We start from the raw sequence: 22,240 nt of genomic DNA on the forward strand, positions 1-22,240 counted from the left end.
AAAAACAGTGCCATTGTGCACAAAATTTCAATCATTTGATTCATCAACACGCTCGTCGCGCAATTCCCCTATTGCTTGTGCCTATCACAGATATCGGTCCGACAGATGGAATACTTTGCTATGCTCAGTAGACAATTCATTAAATATAAATGATAATTATTATCATATAGAGATTCCGATCAGGCCTGAAGGTGGCGATTGTATGAAAAAATATTTAATGACCTCATTTTACTGTGCTTTGATGCTCCTCCCCGGCATGGCTTGGGCGAAGTTTAAAGTCGTCACAACATTTACTATTATTCAAGACATGGCACAGAATATTGCCGGAGATGCTGCCGAAGTCGTCTCTTTAACGAAACCCGGCGCAGAAATTCACAACTATCAACCGACACCGAAAGACATTATCAAAGCACAGTCTGCAGACCTTGTGTTGTGGAATGGCCTCAATCTAGAGCAGTGGTTCCAACGTTTTTTCTCCAATATAAAAGACGTACCTTCCGTTGTTGTCACTGACGGGATTCAGCCACTCTCGATCTATACCGGCCCATATAAAAATAAACCCAACCCGCATGCATGGATGTCGCCGAAAAATGCATCGATCTATGTAGAAAACATCCGTCAGGCACTGGTGAAATACGATCCGGCCCATGCAGCAACATATAATCACAATGCTCAAATCTATCAGGAAAAAATCGCTCAGCTAAGTGAACATATCCGGACGCAATTGGCAGCCATCCCAGAGCAAAAACGCTGGCTGGTCACCAGTGAAGGTGCTTTCAGCTATCTCGCGAGAGATTATGGCTTAAAAGAAGCGTTTCTCTGGCCGATTAATGCCGATCAACAAGGCACACCACATCAAGTGAAAGCTTTAATTGATACCATCTATCAGCATCATATTCATGTACTGTTCAGTGAGAGCACCATCTCTGACCGCCCTGCCAAACAGGTGGCCAGAGAAACAGGGGCAACCTATGGTGGTATCCTTTATGTGGATTCTCTCTCGACCCAGAACGGGCCGGTTCCGACTTATCTGGATCTACTCAAAGTCACCACCGATACCATTGTCAGAGGATTACGATCATGAGCCAGCAACCCGTCACGCTTGAAGCCACTCAAGTGAGTGTTACATACAATAATGGTTTTAAAGCGATTCACGATGTCAGCTTCCGGTTACAGGGCGGCACCATCTGTGCGCTGGTGGGTGTGAATGGTGGCGGTAAGTCAACGCTATTCAAAAGCATCATGGGACTGGTCAAAACCTCTCAGGGAGAAATTCTCTTATCTCAGAATCCTATCCGACATGCGCTCAAACAAAATCAGGTCGCTTATGTACCACAAAGTGAAGACATCGACTGGGACTTTCCGATCCTGGTTCGGGATGTGGTGATGCAAGGACGTTATGGTTTTATGAATTTTCTGCGCCGCCCGAGTCTGACGGATAAAGACAAAGTTCAACAAGCGATGCAGCGAATGGGCATTGAAAATCTGGCGAGCCGTCAAATCGGAGAACTCTCCGGCGGACAAAAAAAACGGGTGTTTCTCGCTCGGGCACTCGCTCAGGAAAGTAAGACGATCTTACTCGATGAACCATTTACCGGTGTCGATTTTACCACCGAAGAAGCGATTATGAATCTGCTCCGTGAACTCAGAGATGAAGGTCATCTGATTTTGGTATCGACGCACAACCTGGGGAATATTCCTGACTACTGTAATGAAGTGGTGTTTATCAACCGAACCATCGTTGCAGCCGGCAATATTCACGATACCTTTACCCAAAAGAATCTGATCGCCACATTTGGCGGGGTACTGAAACACGTCGGGATTCTTGGTGAAACGCTGCATCAGGATCAGGATGAACGCGCCGTTACGATTTTTTCAGACCATGAGAAACCCGCGGTCTTTTATGGCAAAGATCAACACAGTGCAACACTGATTCGGGACAGCAAATCGCCCGAACAACCTCAATCGCCCCAGAGGTAACGGCTATGTTGGAATTGCTTCTAGAACCACTACACTATCAATACATGCAGCACGCCATTTTAAGTAGTGCAATCGTCGGTGCGGTGTGCGCATTCTTATCCGCTTTTCTGATGCTCAAAGGCTGGTCACTGATTGGTGATGCGCTGTCTCATTCTGTGGTTCCCGGCGTTGCCGGTGCCTATGCGTTAGGATTACCTTACTCCGTCGGCGCATTTATCGCCGGCTTTCTGGCTTCCATCGGGATCGCGCTGCTCCGGTCACTCTCCCATTTAAAAGAAGATGCCATTATCGGCTTCATCTTCACTACTTTTTTTGCCGCTGGCCTCCTGCTGATCTCACTCAACCCGACGTCAATTAATATTGAAGGGATTATTTTCGGCAGTATCTTAACGGTCAGTCAGTCCGACTTAATGCAAATGCTGATCATCGCCGGCGCGTCATTTGTGCTGCTGACATTGCTGTGGAAAGATCTCATGCTGGTGTTCTTCGATGAAACCCAAGCCTCATCTGTTGGTTTATCACCGATCATTCTGAAAGTTATCTTCTTTACTATTCTCAGTGCCTGTACGGTTGCCTCACTACAAACCGTCGGTGCCATTCTGGTCATCGCCATGGTCATCACTCCGGGGGCAACAGCATACTTACTGACTGATCGATTTGGTCTGCTGTTAATCATTGCCATCACGCTTGGTTTTATCACCAGTGCTTTAGGTGCCTATCTCAGTTATTACCTGAATGGCGCAACGGGCGGGACGATTGTGCTGCTTCAAACCCTGATTTTTCTCTGCGCATTTGTTTTTGCACCGAAATATGGTGTACTCGCAAACCGGAGAAACGCCAAACATCGAGCCTCTGCTGGCGAGTCCGTTGACGAAAAGACCTTAGAGAAAAAGACGGTCAACAAAACACATGCCCACAACGTCGTCATATCAGGTGGTTCTCATGGATAATGTCATACAATGGTTCAGTGACCCTTTCCAGTTTGAATTTATGCGGCGTGCGCTGTGGGCTGGGCTGGCCGTCGGTGCGGTTTGCGCTGTACTCTCATGTTACCTAGTCCTGAAAGGCTGGTCGCTGATGGGCGATGCGATCTCTCATGCCGTATTGCCGGGCATCGTGATAGCCTACGCATTGGGTATTGCACTGCCAATCGGCGCATTCATCTCCGGCCTGACCTGCGCCTTGATGAGTGGCTATATCAAGGAAAATTGCCGGGTCAAAGAAGACACGGTCATGGGGATAGTGTACTCGGGCATGTTTGCACTGGGCCTGATCCTATTCACCAAAATAGAAACCGATCAACACCTGCTACATATTCTGTTCGGCAATATGCTCGGTATTCAGGATTTTGAATTCACTCAGACCGTGACCTTATCCCTGATTGTATTTGCGATTATCGTCATATTCAGGAAAGATTTCTTACTTTATTGCTTTGATCGCAGCCATGCGCGGGTTGTTGGATTACCCGTGGTGCTGATTCACTATGGTTTACTGGTGCTCTTATCACTGACCATCGTCGCAACCATTCAAGCCGTCGGCGTGATTATGGTGGTTGCAATGCTAGTGGCTCCGGGGATGACCGCTTTTATTCTCACCAAACAGTTTGCTTATATGATGTGGATTGCGCTGGCGGTCTCGCTGAGCGCGATTATTCTCGGAATTCTGATTAGTTTTCACATCGATGGTTCGACCAGCGCATGTATCGTCCTTGTTCAGGCGGCATTTTTTATTCTGGCTCTTACCGTCACAAAACTAAAAACCCGAGCGACAATGCGTAATGAACCGTCGTCAACAGCCCCTAGCACATCCCATTAATTTCTGCGCGACATGCCAGCGACAGACATAAAAATACCGCCAACCGGCGGTATTTTTACGACAATAAGTCAATCAGCTGGCCACCCAGAGCAGCACTGCGATCACCTGCGGTGTCAGAATCCTTAAACACATCACTAACGGATAAACTGTTGCATAAGCCAGCGATGACGCGCCGCTGGTCGCATGCATCGCATTGGCAAATGCCAGTGCCGGTGGATCGGTCATCGAACCTGCCATTAATCCGCAAATCGTCAGATAGTTCACTTTCCCGAAAAAGCGGGCGAACATACCGACGGAGATCAATGGGATCAGCGTCATGATAATGCCATATCCCATCCATGTTAGCCCTTCACCATCCATAATCGTGGTAAAGAAATCACCACCGGAACTAATTCCAACAACCGCCAAGAAGAGCACGATACCAATTTCCCGTAAAGCGAGATTGGCACTTGGTGGCATAAACCAGTAAAGCCGGCCGATACTGCCGATTCTTGCCAAAATTATGGCAACAATTAACGGGCCGCCGGCCAGTCCCAACTTCAACGGTGCCGGTAAATGTGGCAACTGAAACGGAATTGAACCCAGTAATACACCTAAGCCAATGCCGATAAAAATCGGCAACATTTGTACATGATGTAACTTACTTGCCGTATTTCCGAGCATTTTACCGACATATTCAATGTCTTCTTTCTGGCCGACAATGTACAGAATATCCCCGAATTGCAGCACCGAATCTTGGCTTGCCACTAGTTCGACACCAGCCCGGTTCAACCGTGAAATCACCACATTATGTTTATGTTTAAGGCTCAGTTCCCCCAAATGTTTGCCGAGCACTTTTTCATTGGTGACCACCACCCGATCACTTTTCAGCACAGTCCCTTTAGTGGACAGCGACTCCGAAACTTCACGCCCGACAATCAAAACCGCTTTATGCAATAGCTCTTGACGGTCACTGACAAAATGCAGGTAATCTCCGACATGGAGCGTGGTGTCCTCACCGGGAACAACCAAATTCCCCTGTGTCTTCATCCTGGAACACACCACCCCCTGGCCGATCAAGGTGGCTAATTCAGCAAACTTCATCTGATCCATATTCGGATTTTCGATCATCACATTGACCGATAGCAGATCTTTACTCTTCCCCAGACTGCGGCTGTCATAAGACTCGGCTTCTTTATCGACATTGATTTCAAAGACAATCCGGATAATCCACATTGACAGCAAAATCCCGATAATCCCGAAAGGATAAGCCATGGCATAACCGAGCCCCAGCATATCGACTTGACTGTCAACTTCTCCCAATTCATGCAGAATTTGTTGCCCGGCGGCCAAAGACGGCGTATTCGTCACCGCGCCGGAATAGATTCCGAGGAAAATATGCAGCGGAATATTGAAAATAAAGTGGAGGATAACGGCCGTCAAACCACCGACCACGACAATCCCTGCCGCTAATCCATTCAGTTTGAGACCACTACTTTTCAGAGAGGCAAAAAAACCCGGCCCGACTTGAATACCGATGGTATAAACAAACAGAATCAATCCGAATTCTTTAATAAAATGCATAGCATGACTATCAAGATGCCAACCAAACTGGTTGATGAAATGCCCGACGAAAATTCCGCCAAACAGCACGCCACCAATACCGAGCCCGACACCTTTGATTTTCAAGCCACCTAACCACAACCCAATCACTGCCACCAAGGACAGGACCAGTATCGAGAGTGCGACTTCGCCCATAATTATTACTTCCGTTATCAGATTTAAAAAATGAAAAAATTAAATTTATCTGCACTAAATAAAATAGTTTTGAATCGCAAGTGTGCAAAAAATAAATATTCTAAAAATAAGTCTATAGCCTTCGATCTGTCTTATTTTTGATAAAGGTTAAAAATTGCAACATTAGTCGAAGTTCAGGAAAGCGAAGTGTTCAATTTGTGAGGACAATAGGTTCACGCGTTCAATTTAGTGACTGGCTACATGTATTTCCTCCAAAAACAATAATCATTCCTATTCATAATTAAAATGAGGCAGTGACCAATACCACACTCATCTAAAAACTTATTGATTTCATACATTTCCACTGATAGATTAATGTAAATATATTTATAAAAATCATATAGATATATTGAATACAAAAGACAGTAATCCCAAGTAATTATTTAAACAATTCACAATAATGGCTATAGAAAAATGAAAAAACTATCCCTATTCTTATTAACAGCACTCCCTTCTGCTATGGCTTTTGCCGGTTCTCATTCTGTACCTTTTGCAATTCCGGGTAATCAGTATTGTGGCGGGGGACATTCTTCTGATATGTCTATTTCGGTATCAAACTTAAGTAGTCATGAAGCGACGATCAAGCTTGATCTTTATGGTGAAAGTGGCAATAAAGTGAATGCCGAAGGAACAGCAAATAGTGGCATTCAATCAAATATTATTCCGGGCACAGAAATGACCATCGCACCTTATACGACAGTTCATTACCACAAGGGGTATGGCTCATTCAACAACGCACCAACAGACTGTGACCGGGCTTACCGGGGCGAACTGACAAATTTGGATACAGATGCACAGATTATTGCTTCCGGTTGGATCTCTGGATTTGCCGGTAATGGTCAGTATTACCGTTCTGGTTCTACGATTGTTATCAATAATGGTCAGAAGTTTTAATCCCGTGATGCACAGAGCTGGCTGGTTCTGTGCAATTTTCACCTTATCCCGGAGATGACCCATTCACGATCATACTGTCAACTCACGGACACTGTCGCGGACCACCAGTGTCGGCTCGAGATGAACCACCTGTGCATCGGTCTTGTGTTTATCAAGGCGGTTAACCAACGCCTCAACCGCAGCAGTTCCTAAACGATGCTTTGGCTGGTGGATGGTTGTTAAAGAGGGCGTCACATATTTGGCAATGTAGATATCATCGTAACCGATAATCGATAAATCCTCAGGAATCCGGATACCCCGGGTGTGAGCTTCATTCACCACCCCCATCGCCATCATGTCATTACCGGCAAATATAGCGCTGGGTAGCTGGCCACGCTGACAGATACGCTGAAAGGCATCAACACCACCGTCGCATTCAAAATTAGCTTCCGCGACCCACGCCGGATTGATCGGCAGTTTCGCCTCATTCATCGCTTTCTTAAAGCCTTCATAACGCATATAAGCCTGATGCAACTGCAACGGCCCCGTAATACAGCCGATTTCCCGGTGGCCGCACTCAATCAAGTAATTGGTCGCCATAAACCCGCCGAGTAGCGAGTTATCTTGAATTTTATCGCAAGCAAAATGGACAGGGCCGCGATCCATCACGACCACGGGCACCTCCGGAAAACGATCGAACGCATCAATATGCTCCCCTTCAAGGGATGAGCACATCAAAATCAGACCATCGACCCGCTTTTCAAGCAAGGTATTGATCGATTCTTTCATCCGATGGTCATCACCTTCGGTATTACATAAGATGAGATTGTAACCCTTTTGATAGCAACTCCGCTCAACGCCCTTCACCACTTCACCGAAGAACGGATTCGTTGAGGTTGTTACTAACATACCAAGCGTTTTGGTGCGATTCATTTTGAGACTACGTGCTAATGCAGAAGGTGAATAATTCAGATCTTTCGCCGCCTGATTGACTCGGGCGGCAATTTCATCACTCACATAACGAGTTTTATTGATCACATGACTTACCGTTGATGTGGAAACGCCAGCACGTTTGGCAATATCTTTCATCGTCGCCATGTGATCTCTCCTTTGTGGTTGATCTGTCTTACATCATGATTTATCGGTCATGACTGTTGTGCAAGAAAACTATCGACTTCTTGTCGCGCCGGGATCGAAGTCTGTGCGCCAAAGCGAGTCACCGAAATCGCCGCCGATGCATGGGCAAAGCGAATGGCATGCTGCATTGACAGCCCTTCCAATAACCCAGTCACCAGTGCGCCGTTAAATGTATCACCGGCAGCGGTGGTATCGATGGCATCAACCCGAAATCCGGGAATCAATGTTCCCTGCCCGTGTTCACTGAGCCACACGCCTTTAGCACCCAAGGTAATCAGTACCGTGGTGATACCTTTCTCATGCAGCACCGCAGCCGCACGCGCGGCACTCGACTCATCCGTGACCGCCACACCCGTCAGGACTTCGGCCTCGGTCTCATTCGGCGTAATCATATCCACACAACTGAGCAGCTCGTCTGGCAATGAACGCGCCGGTGCAGGATTAAGAATCACTTGCGTACTCGCAGCTTTTGCAGCCTGAGCACCACGAATCACCCCTTCAAGCGGTGTTTCCAACTGAGTCAGAAAATACTCAGCTTGCTGAATGCGAGTCAGATCACTGTCCAGTGATTCAGCCGTGAGGCGAGCATTCGCTTCAGAAGAGATACAAATCGCATTTTCACCACTATCTGTGACCTGAATCATCGCGATTCCAGTCGGGCAATCCGGCTGAATTTTCACGCCGGAGATATCCATGCCATCGAGCTTAAAACTTTCCCGGATGTTAACGCCAAACGGATCATCACCAACGCTGGCAACAAAACTGATATCGGCTCCCAAACGAGCAGCAGCAACCGCCTGATTGGCCCCTTTCCCACCAGGAATCACCTGATAATCATGTCCATGAAGTGTTTCTCCCGGACGTGGAAAAGTCGGAACTCGTAACACATGATCAGCGTTCACACTGCCAAGTACAACTAATTTACTCATAAGGATTTCCTCGAAAATCAGCTCAATATATGTAAGGTCTGAACTCTCGCAAAAATGCAGACCTTACCGATATTCGGTGTCTTTTTTATCTTGAATAACAGGTTTTCTCAGGATGCAGTGACGCGTTTCACTCACCAACATTATCGAGAAAAAGCAGGTCAGCGACGGTCGCCGCTGACCTATCTGGCTTAGTTACTAATAATTTTCAAAGGTACTGGAACGTTTTTGTTCACTGTGCCGCCTTTGAGTAATTTATCAGCGATATCAACACCCAACGCACCGATAACATCTGGCTGTTGAGCAATTGTTGCTGCGAGTTGACCACGCAGAACCGCTTTCATACCGTCATCTGTGCCATCAAATCCAACGATCATCACTTTTTTGCCTGCCGCCTGAACCGCACGAACTGCACCAAGCGCCATTTCATCATTCTGAGCAAATACCGCTTGTACATCAGGGTTTGCTGCCAGCAGGTTTTCCATGACGTTCAGACCTTTTGTCCGGTCAAAGTCTGCTGGTTGGCTGGCTAAAAGGTTCAGATGACGTTTTTCTACAGCTTTCATGAAACCTTTACCACGTTCACGAGCGGCAGAAGTCCCTGCAATCCCTTCTAACTGAATCACTTTGGCTTTATCACCAAGCTTGTCAGCAATGAAATCACCTGCCATTTCGCCACCGGCAACGTTATCTGATGCGATATGGCTGACAACATCACCATGGTTGGCACCACGGTCAAGGGTAATGACTGGCACTTTGGCACGGTTAGCCAGACGAATAGCATTCGAAACGGCATCGGAATCTGTTGGGTTAATCAGAATCGCTTTCACACCACGAACCGTTAAGTCTTCCACATTGGAAAGCTCTTTACTTGGATCATTTTGTGAATCCAGAACAATGAGTTTATAGCCCAAATCTTTGGCTTTCGCTTCTGCACCATCTTTCATGCTCACAAAAAATGGATTGTTCAACGTCGAGAGCACAATCGCAATGGTGTCCTGCGCCTGCGCTGCAATAGACATCGTAGACGAAAGTAAAGCTGTAGAGATTAGCGTAACTAGTTTTTTCATCTTGTTTTCCTTATTTTCAGGCTCTGAATCGACCTTTAACCCGATTCAAGATTCCATGATTGTATAGGTACTACGGGTGTTGCTAATTACTGATTATTTAAAATAACGACTGTTTAAAAATAACGATTGTTTAAAACGGACTACTTATTTTTATTATCGACCAGAACTGCCAGCAAAATTACGATCGCTTTGGCAATCATCTGATAATAGGAAGAGACATCTAACAGATTGAGCGCATTATTCAAAAATCCGATAATTAACGCCCCGACTAATGTCCCCATGATTCGGCCTTTACCACCCATCAGGCTGGTTCCGCCCAAAACAACGGCAGCAATCGCGTCTAACTCATACCCCATACCAGCAGTTGGTTGTGCAGAAGAAAGACGTGAGGTGACAATAATCCCCGCCAAAGCTGCCATCAAACCACAAATTGCATAGACACCAATTTTGACGCGATCCACATTGATACCGGATAACCGGGTTGCCGACTCATTGCCACCCAATGCGTAAACATAACGCCCAAATCGAGTGTGATTCAATAAATACCATGCCAGCCCGAAAACGATGACCATCAGCCAGACCGGTACAGGAATACCCAACATATAACCCGTACCAAACCAAGCGAAACTATCGGCAACGTCTGTAAATCCGGCTGAGATAGGACGTCCCTCAGTGTAAACCATGGTCACACCGCGCAATAATGTCATCGTCACCAAGGTCGCAATAAATGCCTGAACTTTACCTTTGGCGATGATAATACCACTCAACCCACCCAGACAGGCACCGGCCAGTAACGACACAGGAACCGCGACAAATACCGGTAACTCAAGCGCAATCATACTCGCTGCAAAAGCACCACAGAGGGCCAAAACAGAGCCGACGCTCAAATCAATTCCTGCGGTTAAGATAACCAATGTCATCCCGACCGCCATGATGGCATTCACCGAGGTCTGGCGCAGAATGTTAAGTATATTATCAACAGTAAAAAAGTTAGGGTTCAAAAACGACACAACAAGAATCAAAAAAAGCAGTGCTATCAATGATTTTTGCTCAATAAGCCACTCTTTGCTGAACCACTTACGTTGCTTGGGTGTCGGTTGATTCATAGAATTGGTATTCATGCTGCTACCTCGTGAATATGCTTACCCACGGCACACGCCAGCAGGTTTTCTTGATTGGCATCTTGCGCCGCAAACTCGCCACTAATGCGTCCTTCATGCATGACAAGAATTCTGTCGCTCATTCCGAGGACTTCCGGCATTTCGGAAGATACAAGAATGATACTCATCCCTTCCGCTTTAAATTTGTTAATCAATTGGTAAATCTCTTTCTTCGCACCAACATCCACACCGCGTGTTGGTTCATCGAGAATCAGTACTTTAGGTCGCGTCATCAGGCCTTTGGCAATTGCCACTTTCTGCTGATTCCCGCCAGATAAGTTACCGATAATCTGATCCTGAGAAGGGGTTTTAATATTGAACAGACGAATGAAGTCACTGACCGCTTCTCTTTCCGCATGATGGTTAATTTGCAGTCCATTGGCATACGATAGGTAATCCAACGCACACAACGACATGTTATCTTTAACGGATAAGCCCAGCACAAGCCCGTCGCCTTTACGGTCTTCCGAAATATAAGCGATCCCGCTTGCCAGACCTTCTTGTGGGGTATTGGGTGAAATGACTTTGCCATTGAGCTTCACTTCGCCTTTCTCCCGCGGGAATGCGCCATAAATGACTTTCATCAATTCGGTACGCCCTGCGCCCATCAAACCGGATACGCCAAGAATTTCACCGCGTTTCAGGACAAAACTCACATCGTGAACCCCTGCCCCTGTCAGACCGCTTACTTCCATCGAGATGTCGCCATTCATCGAATCGACCCGGGGATATTGTTCATCAAGCTTACGTCCGACCATCATCTCAATCAGCGTATCTTCATCGATTTCCTCAACCGGGCGCTGACCAATAAACTTCCCATCGCGCAACACCGTAACATCATCACAAATTTCAAAAATTTCTTTCAGTCGATGAGAGATATAGACAATGCCACAGCCTTGTCCACGGAGCTCTCGAATCACACTAAACAGGGATTCCGTTTCCGTATCGGTCAGGGCATCTGTCGGCTCATCCATAATGATGACTTTTGATTCAAACGACAGGGCTTTCGCAATTTCAACCATCTGTTGTTCACCGAGACTCAACTGCCCCAGTGGTGTTTTCGAACTACGACGCACATTCAGGCGATGCAACAAACGATCGGCCTCCTGATACATCTCTTGCCACAAGATCCGACCGAAACGATTGGTCTTTTCCCGCCCCAAGAAAATATTCTCGGCAATCGTCAACTCAGGAATCAGATTCAACTCCTGATGAATAATAGAAATTCCGGCTTCCTGAGAATCTCTCGGCCCTGCAAAAGCAGCGCGTTCTTGTTGATAAAGAATATCTCCGGCATCTTTTGTGTAAATGCCAGTCAACACTTTCATCAGTGTCGATTTTCCTGCGCCGTTTTCTCCCATCAACGCCATCACTCGTCCCGGATAGACATTCAAACTGGCACCATCGAGCGCTTTCACGCCGGGAAATGCTTTGTCTATCTGGCTGAGCGCTAAAATGGGTTCTACCATGATTTCACCTCAATTGACTCTGGAATGCTGCCGGAACTTCAATTTGTTCTCAAACTAAAGCAACCTGTTCTCGAACTAAAAAACGACACCCGCCTGAAAAATCACGTTGGCATACGGTGTACATTCGCCTGTCCGTACAACCGCACGACCTTCTTCGGTGCGGCTCTTAAATGCTTCATGACTAATATAGGTTCGGCGGATGGTTTTACCGGTTTTTTGTTCTTCAATTTGCAGCAACTGCTGCAATTCTTCATGTAAATCTGGGCTGACTTCACGAAATTCAGACGCAAGGACAACCCCTTCGATCTGCATCTCTGCCAATAAAGTGCGTACCGTTTCAATAAATCCCGGCACACCATGCGTTAAAGCAAGATCAATACGCGATGTTGTTTCCGGAATCGGTAATCCGGCATCACAGACGGTCACTTCATCGGTATGTCCTAACGTCGCAACCAAATAAGAAAGTTCTGCGTTCAGTAACTGATTTTTTTTCATCACAATGCCTCAACAATCAAGCAAAACACTGATCAACATCGTGATCAATTTTCGCCGTTGAGTTTCGACAAGCTGTATAAAAAACACTCATCGAAACGTTTCGATAAAATCATATCGCAATCTGAAAAGATTGAATCCCAGTAAAATACAGACTGTGAAGCAGATCGGTGAAAGTGACTTAAACGCGCTAAAAAAATTGAACGAGATCACTGAATAAACATGATTTGATGAGTGAATAATGATTATAAAACCGGAAGCATAAGCAATAATCATCGTACGCAGCCTGACACGACAATCCCCAGGCAGACAATTCTGTGTAAACAATCCTGAGTAAACAAAGAACTAACAGCGTCATGGCGCGCACAAATTGTGGAACCGCGCCACGCTCATTGTTCGACAATGATTGTTCAGTGATTGATGACTGTTCGGTGATAAAGGTTCAATGATGATTGCTCACTGATGATGGGTTTCAGTCATAATTTGTTTAACCACCCTCTTTTCAACCATGAAATGATGCAGTAACACCCGGCATAACAGATGGTGCAATAATAGCGACAGCCCCAGCGGCACAAGGATCAGCCCCAACAACATTTTGATAGCAAACTGAATCACCACCAGAAGACCATGCTCCACCTTGTGATGAAGTTTTGCCGATGTTGCCTTATGCAGCAAAGTCACGCTGCTTTTGGCGTGTGCTTTCAGATCGCGATGGTGACGCTGGTGGCCTTTGAGTTCATCGGTCACCGCAGAGAAATACCCAAAGCCCGTCGGCTCTGTAAAACTCTGCTCAACCACAGTCGCCACCACCACACTCAAATGCAGTGCGTAGGGAATAATCAACCAGCAAAACAAAAACAGCGTTGCGCTCAGGCGTAACAGCTTCCGGGCAACCGACCATTGCAAGACAGTGCGTTGAAACAGAGCCAATATCAGCCAGCCCAGCGACAAACCGACAAATATCAAAAACAACCAAGGCGTTGCCAATTCCGCACAGATCACCAGCACCCGTAGCAACGCGATTGCCGCCAAAGAAATCGCAATCGCTTCGGTGCCCCGTTCAAGAACCTGATTCAGTCGTTTCAGAATGCGACCCACTTCAACATTCATATCCACAATAAATGACATTCCAAACTGACTGCTACCTGCAACACTGATCAACGCATCCAGTTCCAGCAAGTGCAATAACTCGGCACCGACTTCCTGCTCCGTATGAGTCAGATACAATAAGTTGGCGCGATACACTGGATCGTGAGACGCATCGCTAAGAGATGCATCATCGGACGGTGAAAACGGACCGGGGAACCAGAGAAATACCGCTCCCCCGAGTATCACAATGGCACACAGCAACCACCAACGGCTGATTTGTGGTGCTGATGATGAATGTGTGGTCTGGCCGGATGAAGTCGTTTTCTGCGGATCGGATGACGCTGGTTTTTCAGCCAATGTTCCTTGTGGAGAAGTCACTTGTGGAGAAACCTTTTGCTGAAACGCCCCCTGCCGGGCTTGCGGTTTGGATGTTGTGGTCGGACTCATATGGCCTCCTGACGAACGCGACACCGAATCGTTTCAAGGGCGGTCTGCTCAAGCGCTTTATCCAGATCCACCGCGCCTCGAATTCCCGGCAGCCGCCCTTGTTCAGAATGCTGCCAGAGCTGAATATGCTGCAACCCTGCCGGTCGAATCATCTCCGGTGAATAATCCGCCAGCCAGAACGGATAATGATTGAATGATCGTCCGATATAGGTCTGCCAGAAGTCACCATAGGAATAGATAACGGGCGTACATCCGGTTGCCTGCTCAACGCCATTTAAAAACTGCCGCAATCGCATTTGTAAGACCTGCGGTTTCACGCCTCTGGACACCTCAACATCCACCATCGGTGCCAAAGTCAGCGGATGTCCTTTGGTCGCACGCAAAAAATTATTCAGTTGCTGATGCGGGTCGTCACCGGCTTCAAAAAAATGATAAGCACCGACAAGAATCTGATGCGGTATAAGCGCCTGCATATTGGTCGCAAACATCGGGTCGAGGAACGTCATACCGTCAGACGCTTTCAGATAAACAAAATCGATACCCGACGCAATCACATCACGCCACACGACCCGCCCTTGATCGTGAGAAACATCAATCCCTCGCGCCTTTTGACGCTTGGGCACGCTCTTCTCCTCTGATGATGTGATAACCGCAGATTGGTCTGTTGTGGGTGGCAATGCTGATTGTTCAGCCGAAGATGAATGAAGTGTAGCCGGAGTGACTGATTTAGAGAAGGTATCAGACGGTCTCGCCGTTGATGGCATCGCACTCGATAAATCATGAAGCAACGGCCGTGAGAGTAAAAGATAACTCCCGACAAACATCCCGACGATTACAGTACCGAATACCGTCTTCAGCACTGTATTTTTCTCTGTTATAACTTTTTCTGTCATCGCGTTCCCTGCCACAAAAATACCCCTCAGCGAAGGACGGGTCTGACCCTCATGCTGAGCTTATTTTCGTCATGTTACCGACGCGATTGTGACGAAACTCGGTGATTTCAATGGAATGAACAGCATCCATCGCTATGTTTCACTCAACTCAAATCAACCATGCAGCAAAGAAAACCATTCCGGGAGAATAGTTAGGATTTTCCGGGCAGGACGCCCGTAAAAGCTGGTTCTGGACAACGTGCGACACCGCCAGACAAAAAGATTTTCTGGTCACGCTTGCATCTTGGCAAGAGTGACTGGCGCACAGAGCGTCCATGCCTCTGAAACTGGGGAAACCAGTTGTGCGTCAAACTGCAATGCCGATGGCTGGAAAAGTAAAAGGATGATGCTGAGTTTGGGACGCAATGACTTTCCTCGATTTCATTAGCATCCTCGAACGCGCCCCAGTTACTTTTGATAGATGTCAAAAGTAACCAAAAGCATCTTTCTGAGTTCAGCGCACGTAATCAGGGACGCTTTTATTCGCTCCTGCTCACGAAAAGCTTAAAATTCATCCATGAATTTCACCCTGAGAGCATCGATCAATTTAGCTTCGTTCTAAACATGTTTCACTTCACTCAAACAAACCACCCAACCAAGAAAACCATTCAAGGAATAATGGTTAGGCTTTTCCGGGCAGGACGCCCGTAAAAGGCGGTTCTGGACAACGTGCGACACCGCCAAACAAAAAGATTTTCTGGTCACGCTTGCATCTTGGCAAGAGTGACTGGCGCACAAAGCACCGATATTTCTGAAATCGAGGAACAAAATGTGCGTCACAACTCAGTACCGGAGGCTAGGAAAAACAAATCGTAAGACCATAGGTCAATACTCCCAATACTTTGAAATCACTCGCAAAAAAATGACAAACCAAGTATTAGGAAAGTATGGGATTTCACAATACCGCACGCGTTTCGCGCTGCGACCTCTCGTCAACAAACCCGATGCTGCTTACTCTGCACTGGCACCGAAAAATCCGGTGTCGGGATTAGGAACCTGTATGACTCTCAAAGGAACATCAATGCAATCTTATCTGGTGGCGATCTGTCCACCTCCCAATATTCAGCGACATAGCTGAGTGTAGTGCAAGAGTGGGGCGTACCATCTTATTAGTGTGTCGTTTAGCAATTCAACCAATACTGCCGGTAATATTGCTAAGGAAAGCCTGAAGAACGGCATCTATATCTCACCAACCGGTTACACCAAAACCGGGCAGAAGATTCATATTCTGGTTGCGCGGGATGTGGATATGTCCGGGGTCTATGGGTTTGAGTGAGTTGGGGGGACGGAGTTATATATGAAGCTTAGTGAGCTAATTATGTATTTAGTTATTGGAGATTGTATTAAATATGGAATGAACGTTACCTCTTATTTTTTTTCCTAAGGACTTTTCATCTTTAAACAGAGAGGTAACTTTCTTCTTTATGTCAGCTTTAGCTGGAAATAACATATTTATTTGTGTTTGTGCAAAAACATAGGATCGCCATTTCGTTTACCAACTCTTCGTAGTGGTTGTTTCATTTCTTTGGAACAGTCAGCTAGCTGCCAGCATACGAGTAGGCGAATATCATCATCAGATGCTGTATAGCTTGATGTTCTATGTATTTTAGCCGTCCCATCAAATGCTATTGCTTCGCCATCTTCATAATTGTGTTGTTCCATATCTTTATCATAGTCCAATTCATCTCTGTGAATATTAGATGTATCAAGGCCTCCAATGTGGTCTTCCAGAGTAAAAAGTGGAGTAAGAACAGTGATTGATTGGTTTTCACGTAATTCTTCATCCACCATATCAGAATGCCATCGTCCTTCTGGGTAGCTGCCGCGAGTTTCAATGATGTTTGCCTGAACCACTCTCATCTTCTCTTTTTTTACACCTGTTAATTCACGGATCAGAGACAGTTCACATCCGTCAAGGACATCACGGAATAGTTTTATTGACTCGTTCGATTTCGCGAAAAACCATCTCATTTGAACTTTTTGATGGCCTGTAACGGAATCATCGTGTAATTTTATCCCGATATCATCATTTGGCTCAAATCCATTTTCTCGTAAGTTGTAATATAGTGAACGTAGTGGAGATAAACAGTCGTTTGAAAATTTAAGTTTAGTGATGCCATTTGTTTGAAATTCTGCAGGTTTATTAAGTGCAACCATTTTTATTTTTCCTACCAATTTAAATAGTTAGCTGCACCCACTTTGATGAGTGCAGCTGATGCTTTCGCTACATAGCTGTAACTTGAGATTGTAATGATGCGCTAAATTTTTGATTGCTTAGAGATGCCATGAAAGCGCTCATTCTCACATCTTTTTGGGGAACCTGAGCGGTTAACCGGGCGGGTTTGACTTCAGCTGCTAACCGAGCAGGTTTGACTTCAGCTGCTAACCGAGCAGGTTTGACTTCAGCTGCTAACCGAGCGGGTTTGACTTCAGCTGCTAACCGAGCAGGTTTGACTTCAGCTGCTAACCGAGCGGGTTTGACTTCAGCTGCTAACCGAGCAGGTTTGACTTCAGCTGCTAACCGAGCAGGTTTGACTTCAGCTGCTAACCGAGCAGGTTTGACTTCAGCTGCTAACCGAGCAGGTTTGACTTCAGCTGCTAACCGAGCAGGTTTGACTTCAGCTGCTAACCGAGCAGGTTTGACTTCAGCTGCTAACCGAGCAGGTTTGACTTCAGCTGCTAACCGAGCAGGTTTGACTTCAGCTGCTAACCGAGCAGGTTTGACTTCAGCTGCTAACCGAGCAGGTTTGACTTCAGCTGCTAACCGAGCAGGTTTGACTTCAGCTGCTAACCGAGTGGGTTTGATCGAGGCTGAGGTGTATAATCCTTTCATAAACTTCTCCTATAATAATATTTTAAAGTAAACATTAAATTGTTACTTTTCGCTTTTTACTCATACTGCCAATAGCGTAGAAAACTGCACTTAAAAGCAGAATGAGTAATCCTATTAAATATGTCGATTTTATATTTTTGCTATTAAACGCCGTACCTATTATAGGGCCAATTATATATCCTATTGAAGCACAGGAAAAAATAACACCAGCGATGTATCCTTGTTTTTCGCTTGGATATATAGAAGATATCTTAGACTGAACTGATGGTATTAATATCCCAAAACCCACACCAAGAAATATCATTGCTAGCATCATATGATAAATGGATGATGATTTTATTGAAACAAGTATAAATGCTAATGTCATGCTAAAACCTATGAATATCATACTTTCGACACTTACACTTAGAGTTCTTACTATAAAAACTTGTGTCGCTAATAATGAAAAGGCTAGAATTGACACTAATAGACCTGTGTTCTCGATACTACTTAACCCTGTTTGACCATTTAACTCTTGAACTAAAAATCCAATGTTTTGTTGTGTTGAAGAAAATAGAGCGTTCATAACTATCACTATAAATAATAAATGAAGCGTATTTTTTATATTTCCTTGGCTGTGGCTAACCACTTCTTTTTTTTCAATAACTGAGGTTTGAGATGGTATTCCTACGTACGCAATAATAGATACAAATAAAGCAACTATTGAAATAAAATAAATAGGTGTTAGAGAATTACCAAAGCGGGTCAATATGACCAGGCTTGGACCAATACATAAACCAAGAGTGAATGCGGAAGAAATTAGAGATATTTTATTCACTTTAACTTTATCTGAATAATTCTTTGTTACATATGATAGTGATGATGGGTGCATCCCTGCTGTTAGAGCAGCATAAATAATCCGAATAACAATCAAACTAATTATTGTAGTTGTTGTGGATATCATATCTAAATATAACATATCCAGAACTGATACAAATATTAACGTTCCAAATCCGAAAGAAGTTAATCCAACTATATATGATATTTTATTTGATGTATAATCAATTATTTTCCCCCATATGGTAGAGAAAATAACAAGAGTAAAAGCTGAGCATGATACAATAATACCTATCCATAAATCAGGAAGTCCTAGATCACGAAAAACAGATGGTAATGTAGAAAATAGTATGGACTGTCCTGCTCCATTAATCACGAGTCCAATAAATATAATGGCAAATACAGTCGACTTTTTTTTGTCTATTTTCATATTGATTATCATATTGTTTATCAATTTAGTACGAATCTAAAGAAATGCAATTCATTGATCAAGATCAAAGTATTAACATTATCTTCAGTTTTGATTTATATCACTAAAAATAAACAATTTATTAACATATTTAGCACTTGTGAGTTTGTAAGATTTACATACTATTGATTAGATTATCTGACTTGATTGCTATTGAATACTCCATAGGCTGTTGACCTTTCGAGTTCATTTTTGCAGCAATGTGTTCGTGCTTAATACAAGGCAAATCCTGTGCAGTGTAATCATTCTACATCAGCAGGCGATAACACAGTAGAAAGTGCGAACAAATGCTGCCCACGCAGTGGCTTTTTATGGGAGAAAAACACCCAATATGACCCAACCTAACGACTATGCCTTCGATGATGCGGTGGCCGTGAACCAGCCCGGTGAAGCCTGGTATGACCTGGGCAATGGCTGGGAGCGAGAATACATGCCGAAGCTGACATTGAAGCAGTGCATGGAACTGGCGAAAGCGCTGGCGACTTATGTCCGGTTGCCGGAACGTCTCAATACAGAAAATCCGGTGGCTTCGGTGGTTCTGCCCAATGAAGAACGGGGGCAGATAGCGATGCCTCCGATCACAAAAGCTGACGTGGTGAGCATGACTTTTCGTAAGCCCTCGATAACCCGGTTTACTTTATCTGATTACGAACAGACCGGCCGGTTTAGTCAGGTCAGGGGAATGGATACAGCGACAACCGGACTCAGTCCCCTTCAGGAAAAATTGCTGTTGCTGAAAAAGAAGGGTTGCCTCAGCGATTTCTTTAAGTTGCTGTTCAAAACAATCTGAATATTCTGTTGGTTGGGGGAACTGGCTCCGGCAAAACCACCGTAATGCCGCTGAAATCGGAGAAATCGATTGTGCGTCAAATTTCGGGGCCGGAGGCTGGGGAGATATTCAATGCTGGAGACTGAGAGAATAAAAACTGTGGTGCAGCGGTTTGGTGCGCGATTAATTTTGCCGATGTCAATAGCATCTCCGAAAGCGCCCCAGGTACTTTTGGCGTTCCAAAAGTACCCAAAAGAATGGTTTAGTTCGTGGGCGCTGGCCGGGTCGGATTGATTCGCTCCTGCTCAAGCAATCCTGAAAAATCGTCCTGATTTCTCACCCTGAGTCCTGTGACCAAATTGACTTTTCGCTATGTTTCACCCAATCTAAATCAACCCCTCAACGAAGAAAACCATTCAAGGAATCATGGTTAGGCTTTTCCGGGCAGGACGCCCGTAAAAGGCGGTTCTGGACAACGTGCGACACCGCCAGACAAAAAGATTTTCTGGTTACTTGCATCTTGGCAAGAGTGACTGGCGCACTGAGCACTAATGTCTTTGAAATCACTCGCAAAAAAATGACAAACCAAGTATTAGGAAAGTATGGGATTTCACGATACCACACGCGTTTTGCACTGCGACCTCTCGTCAACAAACCCGATGCTGCTTACTCTGCACAGGCACCGAAAAATCCGGTGTCAGGATTAGGAACCTGTATGACTCTCAAAGGGACATCAATGCCATCTTATCTGGTGGCGATCCATTCACTTTCAAAGAGAATACTTATGATGCAAAACAAACAACCGAATCCTGATCTACATCTGACCGCCCGCGGCTATCTGATTGATTGTCTGATCACCAATACGCTCCCCAGTGTCGATCAAAATGAACTGCGAGAGGTACTCCTGTACCTCAATAATCTGATCACCTTTGATGAGATTAATCTGAAGAAAGAAGAAATGATGCTCGATGAGTAAATCAGCGATAGGCTGAAAACGAGCGGAGTGGCACCGGTATGCACTGCGTGCCACTCCACATGTCCCCGTGCATACGGGGAACACTGATCTATCTGTGCTTCCTATCTGCGTTTATTCGGTTCATCCCCGTGCATACGGGGAACACTTTACCAAAGATTTGCCATACACCTTTGTAGCCGGTTCATCCCCGTGCATACGGGGAACACTGATGCAGACGAAAATGGGGTTTTTTCATATCCGGTTCATCCCCGTGCATACGGGGAACACGTCATCATTTATGGCTCGCTGTTAATCATTTACGGTTCATCCCCGTGCATACGGGGAACACCAATGGGCTGATCACTGTTTTCAGCTTTCAATCGGTTCATCCCCGTGCATACGGGGAACACATGACAAACGACTCGTATGTTTTTGCCTCTCCCGGTTCATCCCCGTGCATACGGGGAACACTTTTGAATAAGTATTGCCTTGAGTCCGTGTGGCGGTTCATCCCCGTGCATACGGGGAACACGCAGTAAGAATGTGTTCCAGCATTTCCGCTGGCGGTTCATCCCCGTGCATACGGGGAACACATGCGATCACTGCCCTTAATATGCCTCACCACCGGTTCATCCCCGTGCATACGGGGAACACCTGGTGTCAATGGATATCCCTGTGATAATTGGCGGTTCATCCCCGTGCATACGGGGAACACCAAAATTGAATGGGCGCGTGAAAGTCAATTTGCGGTTCATCCCCGTGCATACGGGGAACACTCTAATTGTAGGCATTTGATTTATATAAATAAATCCCCACGTTAACAATCTACCAACATTTTTCCCTATTTTGATGCTTAACGATCTGACCGAAAATCATCACACAATCTAGTGTCCGGTGATCTGCCAGAGTGCCTGTCCTTGTCTTTATAGCAACTTACATATCACTCTCGATTGGCTTAAATTTCACCAACCTCAACCCCTCAAAATCAATCGGCTCCCGGCGGTTTTCGCCATATGTCTGAAAATCAAAACCAGATTCAGTATTGGTGGCCCACGCCATGACCACATTGCCGGTTTCCGCCAGTTGCATCACTTGCTCCCAAATCATCTCACGAACTCGTTTAGAGACCTCTCCGACATACACCCCAGCACGCACTTCTAATAACCAGACGGCTAACCGGCCACGTAAGCGGGGTGGTACGGCCTCTGTGACAACAACCAACATACTCACAA

At 45.6% G+C, this 22,240-nt stretch carries 23 protein-coding genes and 1 CRISPR repeat array; of the genes, 9 read left to right on the plus strand and 14 right to left on the minus strand.

Features of this window, described 5'->3' with window-relative positions; translation table 11 throughout:
- Positions 1-202: 202 nt before the first annotated feature.
- From BSQ33_RS17750 to BSQ33_RS17765, 4 genes are read left to right on the plus strand one after another with little or no spacing between them, the layout of a single operon-like run.
- A complete protein-coding gene (locus tag BSQ33_RS17750; protein ID WP_021019876.1) occupies positions 203-1,084 on the plus strand; it encodes a metal ABC transporter substrate-binding protein in 882 nt (293 codons plus the stop codon).
- Positions 1,081-1,980, plus strand: a complete 900-nt coding sequence (locus BSQ33_RS17755) for a metal ABC transporter ATP-binding protein (protein WP_021019877.1) — start codon at positions 1,081-1,083, stop codon at positions 1,978-1,980. Before BSQ33_RS17750 ends, BSQ33_RS17755 begins: the two co-directional genes overlap by 4 nt.
- Positions 1,981-1,985: 5 nt before the next feature.
- Complete coding sequence (locus BSQ33_RS17760; protein ID WP_088134808.1) at positions 1,986-2,930, plus strand: metal ABC transporter permease; 945 nt, start codon at positions 1,986-1,988, stop codon at positions 2,928-2,930.
- Positions 2,923-3,795: a metal ABC transporter permease gene (locus BSQ33_RS17765; RefSeq protein WP_021019879.1), complete on the plus strand. Its 873-nt coding sequence runs from the start codon at positions 2,923-2,925 to the stop codon at positions 3,793-3,795. The genes BSQ33_RS17760 and BSQ33_RS17765 overlap by 8 nt, the downstream gene beginning before the upstream one ends.
- 72 nt (positions 3,796-3,867) lie before the next feature.
- Here BSQ33_RS17765 and BSQ33_RS17770 read toward each other — a convergent pair whose 3' ends face one another.
- Positions 3,868-5,532, minus strand: a complete 1,665-nt coding sequence (locus BSQ33_RS17770; RefSeq protein ID WP_021019880.1) for a putative transporter — start codon at positions 5,530-5,532, stop codon at positions 3,868-3,870.
- 453 nt (positions 5,533-5,985) lie between these two features.
- Here BSQ33_RS17770 and BSQ33_RS17775 point away from each other — a divergent pair, with 453 nt between their 5' ends.
- Complete coding sequence (locus BSQ33_RS17775; RefSeq protein WP_021019881.1) at positions 5,986-6,465, plus strand: hypothetical protein; 480 nt, start codon at positions 5,986-5,988, stop codon at positions 6,463-6,465.
- Positions 6,466-6,534: 69 nt separating this feature from the next.
- Here BSQ33_RS17775 and BSQ33_RS17780 read toward each other — a convergent pair whose 3' ends face one another.
- The 9 genes from BSQ33_RS17780 to BSQ33_RS22140 all read right to left on the minus strand — a co-directional run bounded on the left by BSQ33_RS17780 (position 6,535) and on the right by BSQ33_RS22140 (position 15,532).
- The gene (locus tag BSQ33_RS17780) at positions 6,535-7,542 is read right to left on the minus strand and encodes a substrate-binding domain-containing protein (protein ID WP_088134809.1); all 1,008 of its coding nucleotides are present in this window, start codon (positions 7,540-7,542) and stop codon (positions 6,535-6,537) included.
- A 47-nt stretch (positions 7,543-7,589) separates the two neighbouring features.
- Positions 7,590-8,510 (minus strand): ribokinase, encoded by a 921-nt coding sequence (gene rbsK / locus BSQ33_RS17785; RefSeq protein ID WP_088134810.1) that lies wholly within the window; start codon positions 8,508-8,510, stop codon positions 7,590-7,592.
- A 188-nt stretch (positions 8,511-8,698) separates the two neighbouring features.
- On the minus strand, positions 8,699-9,577 hold the full coding sequence (gene rbsB / locus BSQ33_RS17790; protein WP_021019885.1) for a ribose ABC transporter substrate-binding protein RbsB: 879 nt from the start codon (positions 9,575-9,577) through the stop codon (positions 8,699-8,701).
- A 140-nt stretch (positions 9,578-9,717) separates the two neighbouring features.
- Positions 9,718-10,698, minus strand: coding sequence for a ribose ABC transporter permease (gene rbsC / locus BSQ33_RS17795; protein ID WP_027694129.1), 981 nt, complete (start codon positions 10,696-10,698; stop codon positions 9,718-9,720).
- Positions 10,695-12,206, minus strand: coding sequence for a ribose ABC transporter ATP-binding protein RbsA (rbsA, locus tag BSQ33_RS17800; protein WP_088134811.1), 1,512 nt, complete (start codon positions 12,204-12,206; stop codon positions 10,695-10,697). Before rbsA ends, rbsC begins: the two co-directional genes overlap by 4 nt.
- A gap of 75 nt (positions 12,207-12,281) precedes the next feature.
- Complete coding sequence (gene rbsD, locus BSQ33_RS17805) at positions 12,282-12,701, minus strand: D-ribose pyranase (protein WP_021019888.1); 420 nt, start codon at positions 12,699-12,701, stop codon at positions 12,282-12,284.
- A gap of 453 nt (positions 12,702-13,154) precedes the next feature.
- The gene (locus BSQ33_RS17810; protein ID WP_088134812.1) at positions 13,155-14,234 is read right to left on the minus strand and encodes a hypothetical protein; all 1,080 of its coding nucleotides are present in this window, start codon (positions 14,232-14,234) and stop codon (positions 13,155-13,157) included.
- Positions 14,231-15,127 carry a glycoside hydrolase family 25 protein gene (locus BSQ33_RS17815; protein WP_088134813.1) on the minus strand — a complete coding sequence of 299 codons (897 nt, stop codon included), beginning with the start codon at positions 15,125-15,127 and terminating at the stop codon, positions 14,231-14,233. The genes BSQ33_RS17810 and BSQ33_RS17815 overlap by 4 nt, the downstream gene beginning before the upstream one ends.
- Before the next feature lie 270 nt (positions 15,128-15,397).
- Positions 15,398-15,532 carry a hypothetical protein gene (locus BSQ33_RS22140; protein ID WP_269768130.1) on the minus strand — a complete coding sequence of 45 codons (135 nt, stop codon included), beginning with the start codon at positions 15,530-15,532 and terminating at the stop codon, positions 15,398-15,400.
- A 496-nt stretch (positions 15,533-16,028) separates the two neighbouring features.
- On the opposite strand from BSQ33_RS22140, the gene BSQ33_RS17820 reads away from it, so the two are divergent.
- The gene (locus BSQ33_RS17820) at positions 16,029-16,244 is read left to right on the plus strand and encodes a hypothetical protein (protein WP_021019891.1); all 216 of its coding nucleotides are present in this window, start codon (positions 16,029-16,031) and stop codon (positions 16,242-16,244) included.
- 36 nt (positions 16,245-16,280) lie between these two features.
- Positions 16,281-16,442 carry a hypothetical protein gene (locus BSQ33_RS21665; protein ID WP_021019892.1) on the plus strand — a complete coding sequence of 54 codons (162 nt, stop codon included), beginning with the start codon at positions 16,281-16,283 and terminating at the stop codon, positions 16,440-16,442.
- A gap of 176 nt (positions 16,443-16,618) precedes the next feature.
- Here BSQ33_RS21665 and BSQ33_RS17825 read toward each other — a convergent pair whose 3' ends face one another.
- The 3 genes from BSQ33_RS17825 to BSQ33_RS17835 all read right to left on the minus strand — a co-directional run bounded on the left by BSQ33_RS17825 (position 16,619) and on the right by BSQ33_RS17835 (position 19,245).
- Positions 16,619-17,323, minus strand: a complete 705-nt coding sequence (locus BSQ33_RS17825; RefSeq protein ID WP_021019893.1) for a hypothetical protein — start codon at positions 17,321-17,323, stop codon at positions 16,619-16,621.
- 67 nt (positions 17,324-17,390) lie between these two features.
- Entirely contained in the window at positions 17,391-17,999 is a 609-nt protein-coding gene (locus BSQ33_RS17830) for a DUF4573 domain-containing protein (protein ID WP_088134814.1), read from the minus strand.
- 34 nt (positions 18,000-18,033) lie between these two features.
- Positions 18,034-19,245 carry an MFS transporter gene (locus BSQ33_RS17835; RefSeq protein ID WP_198298218.1) on the minus strand — a complete coding sequence of 404 codons (1,212 nt, stop codon included), beginning with the start codon at positions 19,243-19,245 and terminating at the stop codon, positions 18,034-18,036.
- A 370-nt stretch (positions 19,246-19,615) separates the two neighbouring features.
- On the opposite strand from BSQ33_RS17835, the gene BSQ33_RS17840 reads away from it, so the two are divergent.
- Positions 19,616-20,074 carry a Flp pilus assembly complex ATPase component TadA gene (locus tag BSQ33_RS17840; RefSeq protein ID WP_088134816.1) on the plus strand — a complete coding sequence of 153 codons (459 nt, stop codon included), beginning with the start codon at positions 19,616-19,618 and terminating at the stop codon, positions 20,072-20,074.
- 556 nt (positions 20,075-20,630) lie between these two features.
- Positions 20,631-21,029, plus strand: coding sequence for a hypothetical protein (locus tag BSQ33_RS17845; RefSeq protein WP_088134817.1), 399 nt, complete (start codon positions 20,631-20,633; stop codon positions 21,027-21,029).
- A 116-nt stretch (positions 21,030-21,145) separates the two neighbouring features.
- Positions 21,146-21,784: a CRISPR direct-repeat array (repeat unit 29 nt; unit sequence CGGTTCATCCCCGTGCATACGGGGAACAC).
- 157 nt (positions 21,785-21,941) lie between these two features.
- Here BSQ33_RS17845 and cas2e read toward each other — a convergent pair.
- Entirely contained in the window at positions 21,942-22,232 is a 291-nt protein-coding gene (gene cas2e / locus BSQ33_RS17850; protein ID WP_353844469.1) for a type I-E CRISPR-associated endoribonuclease Cas2e, read from the minus strand.
- Positions 22,233-22,240: the final 8 nt, after the last annotated feature.

The organism is Vibrio gazogenes, assembly GCF_002196515.1.
Classification (GTDB): Bacteria; Pseudomonadota; Gammaproteobacteria; order Enterobacterales; family Vibrionaceae; genus Vibrio; species Vibrio gazogenes_A.

Excerpts from the sequence above, each read along its gene's own strand:
- BSQ33_RS17750 (WP_021019876.1), top strand. The coding sequence starts at position 203 with ATGAAAAAATATTTAATGACCTCATTTTACTGTGCTTTGATGCTCCTC.
- BSQ33_RS17755 (WP_021019877.1), top strand. The coding sequence starts at position 1,081 with ATGAGCCAGCAACCCGTCACGCTTGAAGCCACTCAAGTGAGTGTTACA.
- BSQ33_RS17760 (WP_088134808.1), top strand. The coding sequence starts at position 1,986 with ATGTTGGAATTGCTTCTAGAACCACTACACTATCAATACATGCAGCAC.
- BSQ33_RS17765 (WP_021019879.1), top strand. The coding sequence starts at position 2,923 with ATGGATAATGTCATACAATGGTTCAGTGACCCTTTCCAGTTTGAATTT.
- BSQ33_RS17770 (WP_021019880.1), bottom strand. The coding sequence starts at position 5,532 with ATGGGCGAAGTCGCACTCTCGATACTGGTCCTGTCCTTGGTGGCAGTG.
- BSQ33_RS17775 (WP_021019881.1), top strand. The coding sequence starts at position 5,986 with ATGAAAAAACTATCCCTATTCTTATTAACAGCACTCCCTTCTGCTATG.
- BSQ33_RS17780 (WP_088134809.1), bottom strand. The coding sequence starts at position 7,542 with ATGGCGACGATGAAAGATATTGCCAAACGTGCTGGCGTTTCCACATCA.
- rbsK (WP_088134810.1), bottom strand. The coding sequence starts at position 8,510 with ATGAGTAAATTAGTTGTACTTGGCAGTGTGAACGCTGATCATGTGTTA.
- rbsB (WP_021019885.1), bottom strand. The coding sequence starts at position 9,577 with ATGAAAAAACTAGTTACGCTAATCTCTACAGCTTTACTTTCGTCTACG.
- rbsC (WP_027694129.1), bottom strand. The coding sequence starts at position 10,698 with ATGAATACCAATTCTATGAATCAACCGACACCCAAGCAACGTAAGTGG.
- rbsA (WP_088134811.1), bottom strand. The coding sequence starts at position 12,206 with ATGGTAGAACCCATTTTAGCGCTCAGCCAGATAGACAAAGCATTTCCC.
- rbsD (WP_021019888.1), bottom strand. The coding sequence starts at position 12,701 with ATGAAAAAAAATCAGTTACTGAACGCAGAACTTTCTTATTTGGTTGCG.
- BSQ33_RS17810 (WP_088134812.1), bottom strand. The coding sequence starts at position 14,234 with ATGAGTCCGACCACAACATCCAAACCGCAAGCCCGGCAGGGGGCGTTT.
- BSQ33_RS17815 (WP_088134813.1), bottom strand. The coding sequence starts at position 15,127 with ATGACAGAAAAAGTTATAACAGAGAAAAATACAGTGCTGAAGACGGTA.
- BSQ33_RS17820 (WP_021019891.1), top strand. The coding sequence starts at position 16,029 with ATGACAAACCAAGTATTAGGAAAGTATGGGATTTCACAATACCGCACG.
- BSQ33_RS17825 (WP_021019893.1), bottom strand. The coding sequence starts at position 17,323 with ATGGTTGCACTTAATAAACCTGCAGAATTTCAAACAAATGGCATCACT.
- BSQ33_RS17830 (WP_088134814.1), bottom strand. The coding sequence starts at position 17,999 with ATGAAAGGATTATACACCTCAGCCTCGATCAAACCCACTCGGTTAGCA.
- BSQ33_RS17835 (WP_198298218.1), bottom strand. The coding sequence starts at position 19,245 with ATGAAAATAGACAAAAAAAAGTCGACTGTATTTGCCATTATATTTATT.
- BSQ33_RS17840 (WP_088134816.1), top strand. The coding sequence starts at position 19,616 with ATGACCCAACCTAACGACTATGCCTTCGATGATGCGGTGGCCGTGAAC.
- BSQ33_RS17845 (WP_088134817.1), top strand. The coding sequence starts at position 20,631 with ATGACAAACCAAGTATTAGGAAAGTATGGGATTTCACGATACCACACG.
- cas2e (WP_353844469.1), bottom strand. The coding sequence starts at position 22,232 with ATGTTGGTTGTTGTCACAGAGGCCGTACCACCCCGCTTACGTGGCCGG.